General features: G+C 66.2%; 12 protein-coding genes and 1 pseudogene. 8 read left to right on the forward strand and 5 right to left on the reverse strand.

All coding sequences use genetic code 11. The annotated features are described in order from the left end of the window. Window positions 1-14 precede the first annotated feature (14 nt). A complete protein-coding gene (locus MUN23_RS10325) occupies window positions 15-3467 on the reverse strand; it encodes a DEAD/DEAH box helicase (protein WP_248763718.1) in 3453 nt (1150 codons plus the stop codon). 191 nt (window positions 3468-3658) lie between these two features. Between MUN23_RS10325 and MUN23_RS10330 the strand changes: the two genes are divergently transcribed. Continuing rightward, window positions 3659-4510: a DMP19 family protein gene (locus tag MUN23_RS10330; protein WP_248763719.1), complete on the forward strand. Its 852-nt coding sequence runs from the start codon at window positions 3659-3661 to the stop codon at window positions 4508-4510. Between the two features lie 72 nt (window positions 4511-4582). Here the strand turns inward: MUN23_RS10330 and MUN23_RS10335 are convergent, their stop codons facing one another. Beyond that, window positions 4583-5128 (reverse strand): DUF5655 domain-containing protein, encoded by a 546-nt coding sequence (locus MUN23_RS10335; protein ID WP_248763720.1) that lies wholly within the window; start codon window positions 5126-5128, stop codon window positions 4583-4585. A gap of 201 nt (window positions 5129-5329) precedes the next feature. Between MUN23_RS10335 and MUN23_RS10340 the strand changes: the two genes are divergently transcribed. The 3 genes and pseudogenes from MUN23_RS10340 (at window position 5330) to MUN23_RS10350 (ending at window position 7511) form a co-directional block, all read left to right on the forward strand. Continuing rightward, window positions 5330-5971, forward strand: coding sequence for a protein tyrosine phosphatase (locus MUN23_RS10340; RefSeq protein WP_248763721.1), 642 nt, complete (start codon window positions 5330-5332; stop codon window positions 5969-5971). A 155-nt stretch (window positions 5972-6126) separates the two neighbouring features. Continuing rightward, window positions 6127-6706: pseudogene (locus tag MUN23_RS10345) on the forward strand (RNA polymerase sigma factor). Then, window positions 6699-7511 (forward strand): hypothetical protein, encoded by an 813-nt coding sequence (locus MUN23_RS10350; RefSeq protein WP_248763722.1) that lies wholly within the window; start codon window positions 6699-6701, stop codon window positions 7509-7511. The pseudogene MUN23_RS10345 and the gene MUN23_RS10350 overlap by 8 nt, the downstream one beginning before the upstream one ends. Before the next feature lie 73 nt (window positions 7512-7584). Here MUN23_RS10350 and MUN23_RS10355 read toward each other — a convergent pair whose 3' ends face one another. Then, window positions 7585-8112 carry a hypothetical protein gene (locus MUN23_RS10355; RefSeq protein ID WP_248763724.1) on the reverse strand — a complete coding sequence of 176 codons (528 nt, stop codon included), beginning with the start codon at window positions 8110-8112 and terminating at the stop codon, window positions 7585-7587. A gap of 190 nt (window positions 8113-8302) precedes the next feature. Here MUN23_RS10355 and MUN23_RS10360 point away from each other — a divergent pair, with 190 nt between their 5' ends. Then, entirely contained in the window at window positions 8303-8803 is a 501-nt protein-coding gene (locus tag MUN23_RS10360) for a sigma-70 family RNA polymerase sigma factor (protein WP_058930911.1), read from the forward strand. Next, entirely contained in the window at window positions 8800-9465 is a 666-nt protein-coding gene (locus MUN23_RS10365) for an anti-sigma factor (protein WP_248763726.1), read from the forward strand. The genes MUN23_RS10360 and MUN23_RS10365 overlap by 4 nt, the downstream gene beginning before the upstream one ends. Here MUN23_RS10365 and MUN23_RS10370 read toward each other — a convergent pair whose 3' ends face one another. Then, window positions 9466-9948: a type II toxin-antitoxin system RatA family toxin gene (locus MUN23_RS10370; RefSeq protein ID WP_248763728.1), complete on the reverse strand. Its 483-nt coding sequence runs from the start codon at window positions 9946-9948 to the stop codon at window positions 9466-9468. A 78-nt stretch (window positions 9949-10026) separates the two neighbouring features. Then, on the reverse strand, window positions 10027-10878 hold the full coding sequence (locus MUN23_RS10375; RefSeq protein ID WP_248764050.1) for a DUF1206 domain-containing protein: 852 nt from the start codon (window positions 10876-10878) through the stop codon (window positions 10027-10029). Window positions 10879-11091: 213 nt separating this feature from the next. On the opposite strand from MUN23_RS10375, the gene MUN23_RS10380 reads away from it, so the two are divergent. Both MUN23_RS10380 and MUN23_RS10385 read left to right on the forward strand, forming a co-directional pair. Further along, entirely contained in the window at window positions 11092-12684 is a 1593-nt protein-coding gene (locus MUN23_RS10380) for a hypothetical protein (RefSeq protein WP_248763729.1), read from the forward strand. Between the two features lie 62 nt (window positions 12685-12746). Then, entirely contained in the window at window positions 12747-13193 is a 447-nt protein-coding gene (locus MUN23_RS10385; RefSeq protein WP_248763730.1) for a hypothetical protein, read from the forward strand. Window positions 13194-13251: the final 58 nt, after the last annotated feature.

The raw sequence follows: 13251 nt of genomic DNA on the forward strand, positions 1-13251 counted from the left end.
ACGCGAACGAGAGCTCAGTCCTTGAACAGGCCCGCGAGGTCCTCGGCCGTGATCGACCCGCTGGACAGGGCGTCGCCTTCCATCACATCCGCGAACAGCTGCGACTTCCGGGCCTTCAGGGCCATGACCTTTTCCTCGATCGTGTCCTTGGCCACCAGCCGGTAGACCATCACATTCCGGGCCTGCCCGATCCGGTGCGTCCGGTCCACGGCCTGCGCCTCGGACGCGGGGTTCCACCAGGGATCGAGCAGGAAAACGTAGTCGGCCTCGGTCAGGTTCAGGCCAAAGCCGCCGGCCTTCAGCGAAATCAGGAACACCGGCGCGCTGCCGTTCTTGAATTCGTTGACGACGTCGGTACGGTTCCGGGTGCCGCCGTCGAGATAGCAGAACTCGATCTTCTCCTCCACCAGCCGCTCGCGGACCTTGCCCAGGAAACCGGTGAACTGGCTGAAGATCAGCGCCCGGTGGCCCTCGGCCACCAGGTCCTCCAGCTGCTCGAACAGCACGTCCAGTTTGCTGGACCGGACGCCGGACAGCGACGGATCCACCAACGACGCGTCCAGGCTGAGCTGACGCAGCAGGGTCAGCGACTGGAAGATGGTGAACCGGTTCTTGTTCACGTCCTCGATCAGGCCCAGGATCTTCTGCCGCTCGCGCTGCAGGTGCGTCTGGTAGACCTTCTGGTGGCGCGGGTTCAGCACCACCTCCAGGATCTGCTCCTGCTTGGGCGGCAGGTCCTGGATGACCTGGTCCTTGGTGCGGCGCATCATCAGCGGACGGACGCGACGGCGGAGCTTGTCCAGCTGCCCCTTGTCGCCGTTCTTTTCCACCGGCTTCTGGTAATACTCGGCGAACCGTTTGGGGCTCGAGAACAGGCCCGGCGCCACGATGGACGTCAGCGCCCAGAACTCCATAAGGTTGTTCTCCAGCGGCGTGCCGGTGATGGCCAGCTTGAACGCCGCGGGCAGCTTCCGGGCGCACTGGTAGGCCTTGGACTGGTGGTTCTTCACAAACTGGGCTTCGTCGAGCACCAGCCCCGCCCAGGTCTTGGACGCGTAGGAATCGTAGTCGATCCGGAAAAGCGCGTAGGACGTGATCACGATATCCGCGCCGGCAAGTTCAACGGCCGCATCCTGGCTGTTCTTGGCGAACGTTTCGCTCACAATACGGACCGTGAGGCCGGGAGCGAAGCGTGCGGCTTCCGCCGCCCAGTTGCCCACGACGCTGGTGGGGGCCACCACCAAAAAGGGAGTCACGCCGTCGGGCGCCGGAACTGGCGCCCCGGCAGAATCAGCACCCTCAGACACAGACGCGGCCTGCTCCTTCGCCGCGCACATCAGGGCGAGTGCCTGCACGGTCTTGCCCAGGCCCATGTCGTCGGCGAGGATCCCGCCGAGGCTGTGCCGGTACAGGAAGCTGAGCCAGTTGTAGCCCTCGAGCTGGTACGGCCGCAGCTCCGCATTGAGCGAGGGAGGCAGCGGCAGCCCGTTGATCCCGCCTTCGAGCAGCCCGCCCACGGCCTCACGCCAGGCGGCGGCCTGTTCATCGACAATGCCAAGCTGCGCGAGCTCGTCCCAGAGCCCGGCCTGGAAACGGCTGATCTGCAGCGGGGCGTCCTTGTTGTCCTGCAGCGAGCGGGCCTCCTCGATGAGGGCACGCAGCTGGTGCAGTTCCGGCAGGTCCAGCGAGAAGTAGGCGCCGCTGGGCAAGAGCATCTTGGTCTGGCCCGCGGCCAGTGCGGAGAACACGGCCGCAAACGACACCGGCTGGCCCTCGAGCGAGATCTGGATGCCAAGGTCGAACCAGTCGCGCTGTTCCGTGGCCTTGGTGGAGATGGAAACGACCGGCGCTTCCTCGGCCTCGCGGTAGTCGGCGATGTCGCCGGCCGTGTCCACTGATACGTCCGGCGCGTTCCGGAGTTCGGGCAGGACGTCTTCGGTGAAGGCCAGGGTGTCCAGGCCGCTGAGTTCGGCGGACGCGGACAGGCGGGGCGTGCCCCAGCCGCCGGTGGCCGATTCGCCCAGGGCCGGAACAACGTTCCACGGCTGGCCGATGCCCTCCAGGATGCGGGCCTCGGCGGTGTCGTCGCGGTAGCCGTGGTCGCCGGGGTGCCGCCACAGCGGTTGGGCCGTGACCAGGTTTCCGGACTTGTAGTGCCATTCCCAATGCAGCCGGACCCGGTGGTCCGCGCCGTAATTGGCCAGCAGGGAAAGGGTCGGGAGGGCCAGGGCGGGCAGCGCCACCGACTCGTCCGTTGCCGTGACCCGGGCAGCCTGCTTGAGCTTCGGGTAGAAGCCGGTGAGGAAGCGCGTCTCGTCCTTCGCCGGAATGTGCAGGGTGCTGCCGGCAGTCACGAAGGTCAGCAGTTCCTCGCTCAGCCCGTTTTCCAGCGGGGCCAGCGTGATCACATTGTCCGCGGAAACACCGGGCAACGCCTCCCCGCCCGTGGTCAGGAAAATGCCGTGCGCGGGGCGGCCAATGGTCCCCACCGACGCCGGATCAACGTCTTCCCCCTCAACGGTGATGGTGGGCGCGAGCTCCAGCCCGCCGTCGTCGTGCGTTGCGCCGGGAGCCGCAGCGTCCCCACTCACAGGCGAGCCGTAACGGCTCAAATTAAGCCCGACGGCGGCGGGAGACTCCGCGAGCCGCACCGGCTCGGTGCCGCGGCTGTGAACCAGGGCGAGGCCGATCTTTTTGGCGTCGACGAGCAGGCTCCACATGTTCTTTCCGGCGAACGTGTTCAGGCCCAGCCACAGCGCGGAGGAGTTATGAACGCGGTTGGCAGCGGCGGTGTGGGCGGCCAGGAATGCCTGCATCCACTCGATGTGCGCCTCGTTGCATTCGCGGCGGAAGTTCAGGTAGCTCAGGGTGTTCCAGGAGACGTCGCCGCGGATCCACTTGCCCTTGGCGCCCATGATCACGGGCCGGGCCTTGAGCTGGCGGACGCTGCGGAGCGGGTCGCGGCGGCCTGTGTAGGAGAAGTGCGGCGCCGGTTCCTCGATCTCGAACTGGAGGGCCAGCGGGATGCCGCTGATGGACTGGGTGATGCCCGGCTGCGAGATGAGCGGGCTGAGGGCCTGCTCCCAGTCGGCCAGGTCCAGGCTGGCGGGCTGGCGGGAAAGCCGGGACACTTCAGCCGGGGCCAGGAGCTGGACCCGGATGGCCGGGTTGTCCTCGGCGGCGAACAGCAGCGCGGCCACGTGCTTGCAGTCCTTGCGGACGGGGCAGCTGCAGACACCCACGGTGCAGCTCCAGCCGCCCGATTTCCGCACCAGCTTGGCCGTGGTGGAGTACGGGACGTCGGCACCTCCCCGGACCTTGCCCAGCATCAGCCCGGTGGCGGCGTCGAACGACATCCCGGAAACCCGGCTGCCCATGGCATACGCCAACCCGGCCGCGAGGGAGCGGTCGTTAATGGCGGGGGTCTGTATTGCCAGTGCCGCACTCTCGTCCGGTTGGGATGGCATGGTGCGCGCTACTTTCAGCTGGCCACGGGGGTGCCGTGTCCGATCGGAGGTTATCTGCTTCATCTTAGTTCGCCCGGCGGGAGCCTGAAACTTCGCCTGACGTTCACTTCCGCCTCAACACGGCGCCGCCCCCGCCGACGTAGCGTGAAAGTGTCCCGAGCAGCACCCGGCATTCAGCAGTGAGGAATCCCATGACCAAGAGCCAGAACCCTGTCGTCCTGACCCAGGCCAGCATCGAAGCAGGCAGCGAGGATGTCGTAGATGCCAACGTTCACGTGGTGAACGCCATGTACGGGAAACTGCTCGACGCCGGCGAGATCGCGCCCGCGGCGCTCGGCAGCTACTACGTTGACTTCTACGTCACGCAGTCCTTGGAGGGCGGCTTCGCCCAGTACGTGTTCACCGCGGACCGCGACGAAGTGGACCCGCTCATCCGCGAGGGCCTCGCCGGCATGGGCGCAAACGCCCACCTGGAACTCTTCAACCGGACCGTTGCGGCGTTTGATGCCCTGTCCGAGGAAGACGAGGAGCGCTACCTCGACGGCGACCTGGACACCGAGGAAGAGTCCAACGACGCAGTGCGCACCATCGAAGAGCTCGACGGTGAGTTCGAGGAACTGTTCGAAACCGAAAACATCACGGCGCTCAACGCCGCCTGGCTCCTGTCCCAGGAAGGCCTGCTGGTGCTCGACGAAGAAGAGCTCGACGCCTACATCGAGCGCCAGGTTGCGCTCATCCCCAACCTGGAGGAACGCCAGGCCGCGGCCGACGAGGAAGCACTGGAGGACGCTCCGGACTTCGAGGTCATCATCCGCGAACTCTGCGACATCGCCGGCTACACGCTCCAGAAGATCACCATGGGCGACCCCAACTACATGCACGACGGCGAGAAGACGCTGGCCTGGCACTTCACCACGGACCACGGCGACTTCATCATGGTCGAGGACGACGAAGAGGCGTTCATGATCAACCCGGAGACCCAGGAAATCGTCGCCGCCGTTGAGTTCGAGGAAGCGGACGACGACGAGATGATCGACGCGTAGAACCCTCACCACGGCTGCGGGCCGGGTTCGTCGGAAGTTTCCGGCGACCCGGCCCGCTGTTGTTTCCTGCTGTTAGGTGTTCTGGTCCAGCGCCCTGGCGAGGATTTCCAGCAGTTCCTCATCCACCTGGTCCAGAGACGTGAGCCGGACGCGGCGGTCGAAGGGATCATCGGCCCGGGTCTTCAGGGCTTCCAAACGCCTGCCGGTAGCTGCGTCGAGGCGGAGCGCGACGTCCACGGCGGTGTTGGTGGTCCGGGTGACCTGGGCGAACTTCCGTCGTGGGCTGTGCAGCGAGACGTAGCCCTTCCGCATTTGGATCTCCACGCCCTCGGTGGCCGCCGCCCACGCCAGGAGCGCATCGGCGATGGGCCGCAGCTCCGGGTGGTTGATGTACTGGCCATCGATAAGCTCGTCGGCGTCGCGCAGCATAAACTCCGGATAGCCGAACAGCTCCCACGAGACGGCGTACTGCGCATAGCCCGTGACGCCGTGCTCGTCGCGCATCCAGTGGCGGAGCTCGGCGTCGTTCTTCAGCCCGGCGGAGCGTGCCTGCTCGGCCCAGTACCCGACGTCGTGCCCCGTCTTTCGCAGGAGCAGGGCTTTGTTGCTGTCCACCATGGCTGCCAGGTCTTGGCCGTTTTCTGCTGTTCCGGAGTGATCGCCATGCCTCGATGCTAGTGCGGTCCATGGGCCGGAGCCGGGCCCTGGAAAAGAAAATTGGGAGGCGCCGTAACTTTCCCGGTCCGGCCAGCGATGAAGGGGGTGAAGGGTTCCTCACGGAGCCGGATCTGAATTGTTCTCTAGGTTTTGGAGTGTCACATGTCGTTGTTCACTGTTCTCGCCACCAGCAAAATCGCCGCCGGAGTACTCGCCGCGGGCACCCTGGCCGTCGGTGGAACCGGCGTCGCAGCTGCTTCCGGCGCCCTCCCGGCCGACGCACAGCAGACCGCCCACGAACTGCTCGGCGCCCCGGCCCCCAAGCTGGCCGCTGAGGCCACCGAGTCGGCTTCCGCAAACGCTTCCGGCGATGCAGCAGTAACCGGCGAAGCAGCCGTCTCCGAGGATGAGGTCGCAGCCGAGGCCAACGCCTCCGCCGCCGCCACCGCAGTGGACGCAGCTGGCGCCGCAGCCTTTGGCCTCTGCACCGCCTTCGCCAACGGTGGACTGAACGAAGCCTCTGAAGGCTTCTCCTCGCTGGTCATCGCCGCCGAAGGCGAAACGAATGTTGATGCCTTCTGCGCCGACGTTGTCGCGCAGGGTGCCGGGTCCGCTGACGCCGACGCTGCTGGCGAGGGTTCTGCCGCAGCCAAGGCTGAGCGCCCCGAGCTGCCCGCTGTTCCTGCCGTTCCCGCCGTGCCGGCAGTTCCGGGTGTCGACGGCGAGCCTTCCGTTCCCGCCGTTCCTGCTGTTCCCGCCGTACCGGGCGACGCTGTAGACGTTCCCGCCGTTTCGGGCCAGTAGGACCTGCTCAGCTAGTGTGGACTGCGGGAACCGGCTCCGGACGGACCGGATTCCCGCAGTCCACATGGCAGCCAGATAGCTGACCGACCGCAGCTGACCGACAGCAGCGGAGCACGCCGCGCCGAATACCGGGATGAGCGACTACGCTGCCCGGGATGGAGGAGCCACTGGTGCTAGACACTTTGGCCGAAGAAGACATAGATACATTTGCAGACACAGCCGGTGCTGATCCGGCTGTGCTCTTCGGCGCTGTCTATCGAACCTTGTCCGGAGCGGTCCTGGGCTACCTCAAGGCCCGTGGCGTGGATGATCCCGAGGCTGTCACCCAGGACGTGTTCCTGGCGTTTTTTCCCCAAGATTGGTGAGCTGACCGGCGGCCTTCAGGGCGCCAAGTCGCTGGTATTCTCCATCGCCCACGCCCGGATGGTGGATTACTATCGGCGGGTTGAACGCAGGCCGGACTTCACTCCGTACGACCCCCTGCAGGACGGGCGCAGCACGGCGTCCGCAGAGGACCACGCCTTGGGCCACGGCGGCGGCGCGACTGCCCTGCTTGAAGGCCTCTCCGATGAACACCGCGAGGTCCTGGCACTGCGGGTGGTGGCCGATCTTTCCATCGAACAGGTGGCCGGCATTATGGGCAAGTCCCAGGGTGCCATTAAGCAGCTCCAACGCAGGGCGCTGCAAAACCTCAAGGACCAGACTCTTAGAAGAAACCAGGCAGATCATGAGTGACACCGCAGGCTCACGCAACGGTTCCCGCGACGACGCGTCTGTTGACCGGCTGCTGCTGGAGGCAGGGCTGGACGACGGCGGCCTCCGCCCCGCTCTGCTGGAACTCCGTGCACTCGCAGCCGAGCAGCCAACGCCCTCCGCTGCGGTTGCCGCGCTTATGAGGCCTGCCGTGACACAGACTCCTGCCGTAACACAGACTGTTGTCCCGACGCCTGGACCGAGCCACGCGGCAGCGACCCGTCACCTGGCCGTGGCGGCATCCCCTCAGTCAGAGCCCGCCGTAGCCCCCGCCGCGGCAACCGGCCAGGTCACCGCGGCCACCGACGAGCTTGCCGCCCGCCGTCGTGCCAAGCGCAGAATCACCCTCACTACATTGTCCGTCGCGGTTTCGCTGGCGGCCGGCGGCGCCGTTGCCGTGGCCTCCGATCAGGGGATCCGGGATTCCATCGGCCAGGTCAACCACGCAGTTACATCCTTCGTGTCCACCGTTGGCGGCGGGCCTGCCCCCGCGCCGGTGGAGACCCCGGCTCCGGGACCGGGCCAGCCAGCCGTCCCTGCCGTAGGACCCACCGGGACGGCTGACACTGTGCCGGTTCCGGCCGTACCGGGATCCGGCTCCAGCCAGGCCACGCAGCCCACTCCGGCCCCCTCAGGTTCAGTGCCGGCAGTGCCCGTGCCGGCCCTTCCCCTCCCCGAAAACGTCACACCGGGTATGCCGGGTGGGCCGCTGAACGGCGAGGGACAGCCCCCGGCCCTGCCCCTGCCGGCCACGCCTCCAGTCCCGCTGCCCGGCCTCCATCCTTAGGCGGTCAACCCGTAGGCGGTTCGTCCGTGGGCGCCAGAACGGTCAGTAGCCAGGACGGTCCTAGCCTGAACGGTCAGTAGCCTGACGCCGCTTTCGGGATCATTTCCCCGGCCGGCGTGGCCAGATACCAGACGTTGTTGACGCCCTGCCCCAGGATGTCGCCGGGATTCTTGTCCTGCGCGAAGTAGTACAGCGGCAGTCCGTTCAGGGTCACCTGCTTGGCCCCGTCCGGCGTCGTGATTGTCCCGAGAGTGCCGGTGACCCCCTCGGCGGCAGGCGTGGCCGCTGTGGTGAGGAGTGGTGGCCACGCGGTCAGGCACGCTCCCGTGCAGGCGCTGGTGCCGGAATCCTTCACGTCCTTGGTGAAGAAATAGACGCTCATGCCGGCGGCGTCCACCACGATGTTGCCGGCGCTGGAGGATGCTGTCTTGAGGTCGACGGCGGCCGCTGCGGTGGGGGAGCCAGCGGTCGGGGCGGCGGACGTGGCGGCCGGGCTGGTGGCCGCCGGAGTGGTTGTGGTGGTTCCGGGGCTGCCGCCGCAGCCGGAAAGTGCGGCTATGAGAGCCGCTGCGGCAAGACCTGTGCACAAATGCTGTTTCATGGAATGCTCCTCGGCTGGGGCCCGGCGTAGATCACCGGACGCTAACCGGTACGACGCACCAGGGTGAAGAATGGTTCAAAGTGAACCGTTTTCCGTCCGCCGACGTTATATCGCATGAGTGCTCGGAGCTTCAGCGTCGTTGTAGGCGCGCATTTGTAACCGCAGACCGGATCAGGGACAGGAGGGCGGCATGCCGCTGGACGAGGACGTGGTGGCTGCGATCTACCGCGAACACGGCTCCGCCCTGCGCCGTTTTGTCCTCAGCGCCTCCCGCGACCCACAGCTGGCAGAGGACGTGGTCCAGGAGACCGTGCTGCGCGTCTGGCAGCAGGCCCCGGACATCACCGGAAGCCTCCGCAGCTACCTGTTCCGTACAGCGCGGAACATCATGATCGACAACTACCGCAAAGCCCAAAGGCGTCCGGCCGAAGTGATGGAACGCGAACTCGCCGATCCCGCCGAGGCCGTGGAACGCGTGGATGAACTCCTGAACCGCGTGCTGATGGAAGAGGCGCTACTGCGGCTCAGTACCGAACACCGCGATGTCCTCGTCGCCCTCCACTACCGCCGTTTCACCGTCAACGAGGCCGCCGTGCAGCTGAACATCCCCAGCGGAACCGTGAAGTCCCGGGCCTATTACGCCGTCAGGGCGCTGCGGACCATCCTCGATGAGATGGGGGTGGAGCGGTGAACGCCTCTGAGCTGCACCAGCTGCTGGGCGCCTACGTGCTCGGCGGGCTTGATCCCGCGGATTCGCAACGTTTCGAAGCCCACCTTGAGGACTGCGCGGACTGCCGCACCGAACTTGCCGAGCTTGAAAGCCTGCCGGCCCTGCTCGACGCGCTGCCCGTCCCGGACGCGGTGGCGCTCACCGGGAGCACCCGCCCCGGGGTGGCCGCTGAGCCGGCCAGCTCCGTGCCGCGCAGGGTCCTCGATGAACTGGCCACCCGGCGTCGTAAATTACGACGGCGGTGGGTGGCGTTGGTGGGTGCCGTCGCCGCCGCGTGCCTCGCGTTGGGCATAGCGGCGGCCCCGCTGCTCAGCCGGCCGCCAGCGCCGGACGCCAGCTACTCGGTCCAGTCCGGCAATGGCCTGCAGTTCAGCATCGACCTCGCCCGGAAAACATGGGGCACCGAGCTGGCCGTGAACGGCAGCAAACTGCCGCTGGACGGAACCCTTTCGCTTTGGATCCGGGACCGCGACGGCGGCGAGGACCGGGCCTGCGCCTGGACCGCCACGCCGAGCGGAAGGGTGAAGGTCACGGGCGCCACGCCTGTTCAGCTGGCCAGCATCGCCAGCCTGGAACTGCGGGACGAAACCCAGCACGCCGTGGCTGTGATTACAGTGCCTTGATTATTGTGCAGTGAGGGCGCGGAACTCGGCGACCAGGGCCGGATCCTCGCAGGCACGGGCAAACGCTTCGATCCTCTTATTGATCTCACGGCCCAGGAGCCAGGCGCCCATCCGCTCCGCCACCGGCCGCAACCAGGCCGGGCGGCACGAAAAGGTGTACTTCCAGACGGTGCGCGTGCCGCCGTCGTCCGCGGTGAAACGCCAGCCGCCGCCGAAATTCCCGAAGAACCACGGTCCGGACACCATGGTCATACCCACATTCCTGGGTGGCGCATAGGAAACGTATTCGCTCACCATCACCAGGCCCAGGCGGGACACGGTCCGGGTCCGGACGCCCTTTCCGGCGGACGTTGCGCCGTCCAGGAAACCTTGGGCCGAGATGAACGGGTCCCATTGGAGCCGGAACGCACCCGTGGTCTGGGAGAGGGCAAAGACTGTCTCCGGATCGAGGCGGATGAGGCGTTCGGCGCGTACCTGGGGCATGGACCCACCCTAACCGGAGGCCGGGTGTTCCGGGTTGGGTCGGGTGTTCCAGGTGGGGCCCGGTGATGGCGCCCCACCCTACATTTTGGCCAGGCGAGCCCGGACCACCATGTACACGCCGTAGCAGATGAGGCCGGTGCCCACGGCGGCCAGCAAATACACGCCGAAGGGCTGGTCGCGCAGGGCCCTGAGTCCACCGTCCAGGCCCGTGGATTCACCCGGATCGGCCTGCAGGGTGGCGATGGTGATGAGCATCCCGGTCAGCAGCAGGACTACGCCTTTGGCGACGTAGCCGGTCACGCCCAAGGCGGAGACGGCCGTCCGGGCAGGGCGGGAAACGGGCATCGTGAGGTGTTTCTCGAAGGTCTTCTTGATTCCGCGGATGCCGTAGATGATCCCGGTGATGGCGACGCCTAGTCCCACGAGGACCATCAGTGCTACGCCGCCGGGGGCCTTCATGACGGCGACGGTGAGGTCGCTTGCCGATTGCTGGTTGTCGCCGCCGGACCCTGTGCCCATGGCGAAGCTGGCCAGGGTCACGGCGAGCCCCGCAAACACCACGGCCTGCGCTGCCGCTTTGGCCTTCTTGCCGGCTTTGTCCTTGGTGGGCAGCCGGTTGTAGTCGAAGACGGCATCGCTCGCCTGCCAGAGGGCAAGGGCCGCGCAGGCGGCAAAGCTTGCCCACAGGAGGAACGGCCCGGCGGGCTGGCTGGCCAGTTCGGAAACAGCCCCGCTGAAATCAGCATTCCCTGAACCGCCCATGGCGAGGCGGATGGCTATGGCGCCCACCAGAAAGTGCAGTAGGCCGCTTACCGCGAAACCCACCCTCGCCAGCAACTCCAGTGCGCGCGAGTTGGTGACGTCCTCCGCCGCGCCTGCGGCGTCTTTGAGTTCTCTTTTGATGGCGCTTCCTTCGGGCCAGCGCCGCAGGGGCGCAGATTTGCGTGCCCCCGCACAACCCCATCGTGCCACGGGAAACCGGCCGCGAACAGTACCAACTCTTGCGCACCGCGGACCGACAATAACTGCACGTGCGTTGGTGTGCCCGGCGATGGGAGTGTTCCCCATCGCGGGAGAATTGCCACCATGCGACGATATGTCCAGCGATAGAACTAACTCTTAATATTCTCCGGGGGAGACACCATGACTTTTTACGGCGCCGACGTCAGCCAGCTGCGGGAGCTGGCGAGGGCCGTTGACAAGGCGGCCGCGTTGCTCAGCAGCCGGGCCAGCTCCCTGCAGGGCCAGATCCAGTCCGCGCCATGGAAGGGTGCCGACGGCGAGCTGTTCCGGCAGGACTGGTCCGGCAACCACCGCCCCAGCCTGGAGCGGGTGGCATCCAGCCTCCGCCACAACTCCAAGCTGCTCCTGCAGCACGCAAACGAACAGGAACAGTCCTCTGCCGCGACCGGCGGCGGCAGCAGTGGCGGTGGCGGGACCAGCGTCCTGGACAAAATCAAGGACCTGGGCAGCCGCGCCCAGAACTGGCTGGAGGAACAGGTGGCGAAGGCGGCAGCGGCTGAGGCCCACCGCCAGGAGCTGAAGGGGGACATGGATGGCATGCTCAAGGCCAGCCCGGAAGAGCAAGCCAAGTGGTGGGCCAGCCTGTCCGAGGCGGACCGGAAATACCTGATAGAAGGCGAAGACGAGAACGGCCCGTTCGCCGAGGACCTCATGAGGATGGACGGCGGGATTCCCCAGTCCGCCCAGGATCAGGCGAGTGCCCACCTCCGGGAACTCGCCAGGACAGAAACTCCTGTATACACGGAGTCTGGCAAGGCCTCCCTTGATGCCCGGGTGGCCTGGTTCCACGCCGGCGCGGAGGTGGGCACCGTCGTCGTAGAGAATGCAGACGGTTCGGCCACCATAAAGGTCTACGGAAACGTGGGCGTAGGAGTAAACGACACCACCGGCACGGCCGGGGTCACGCTGAACGGAGAGGCCTCGCGCGAGTACAAATTCGGCAGCCTGGAGGAGGCCATGGCCGCCCGCAACCAGATTTACACGGATCTCCCGCCGGACAGCGTCGGTGAGATCAAGGATATGGCAGGCAACCCGCCCGGCTACGTCCTGGACACCATCAACGATGCTGCGGACGACAACGGCTCCACCGGCCACGACGACAAAGCCAAGGGAACCCTTTCCCTGGAAGCCGAGGGTGAATCCGGCCAGGCTTCGGGCTCGGCGAAGCTGGATCTTGCCTACGAGCGGAACCTGACGGACGGCACGGCCACCGCCAGCGCCGAGGTGTCGGCCCAGGGCAAGCTGGACCTTGACGGCAGGGTGTTCGAGGCCTCGGGCAAGGGCGGCCTGGAAGTGAACCTGGATAAGAACGGCAACATGGAATCGGTCGCCGTATCCATGGAGGGCACGGTTGCCTCGGGCGCCAGCACGGGTGCCGACCTCCAGGGCGCAAAGGCTGAGTCCAGCGTGACAGTGGGCACTCAGGGCACCGTGAAGATCAATGTTGAGTACTCACCGGAGAACGCGCCTGTGATCGATAGCTACATGCGCAATATGGCGTTGGGAGACACAGTTGCGGCCGGCCACGACGCGGCCAAGCTCTACGCGGCAGGTTCCGCCACGGTCCAGGTGAACAGTGTGGTGACGGCATCCAACGAGTTCGGCGTTGACCTCAAGGCCGGCGAGGTGGAGGTCAAAACCGAGAACAAGGCAACCACCAACGTGTCCACGTACTATAAGGTCCCGAACGACACCAAGCTCGAGGAGCTCTGACGTCCCGTGCGGATCCGCACGTGCCGGCCAGCCCAGCCAAGACTTACCGCTAAGGAGCAACCATGTCAGTTCATATCGAGTCCCCGCTGGGATTCACGGCAGACTTCCCCGAGCACACCCAGGTTCTGGAGGACTCCGCCGCCGGGCCAAACACTGAGCAGTATGGCCTGCTGGGCGGTGTCCTGGTGACGGTCATCAAGGACGACACCTCCGTGACCGGCGCCGCGCAGGCTAACGGCTGGGCACACCTGATGTCAGGCTTCTACCTTGAAGACCGGGCCGGGACCATCCTCACCGAAGGCGAACTGAACGTACCCGGTAAGTCCTCGTACGCCGTCGTGGTTGGATACACGGATCCGACAGGCGAGGCGAGGGTCGCGGCCACTGTGGGTGTTTGGGAGAACAACCGCTTCATCGGTGTTGTGGTGATCTGGCCGTACGTGAACCCGGAGATCGAGCCGCGGCTGGGGATGCTCAAGGAGATCGTCGCCTCCATCAGCGTGAACTGACCCCAACTAAGTAGCAGTAGGTGTCGTTATGACGGCTCATAACTACTCAGTTTCCGTG

The organism is Pseudarthrobacter sp. SSS035 (genome assembly GCF_023273875.1).
Lineage (GTDB): Bacteria > Actinomycetota > Actinomycetes > Actinomycetales > Micrococcaceae > Arthrobacter.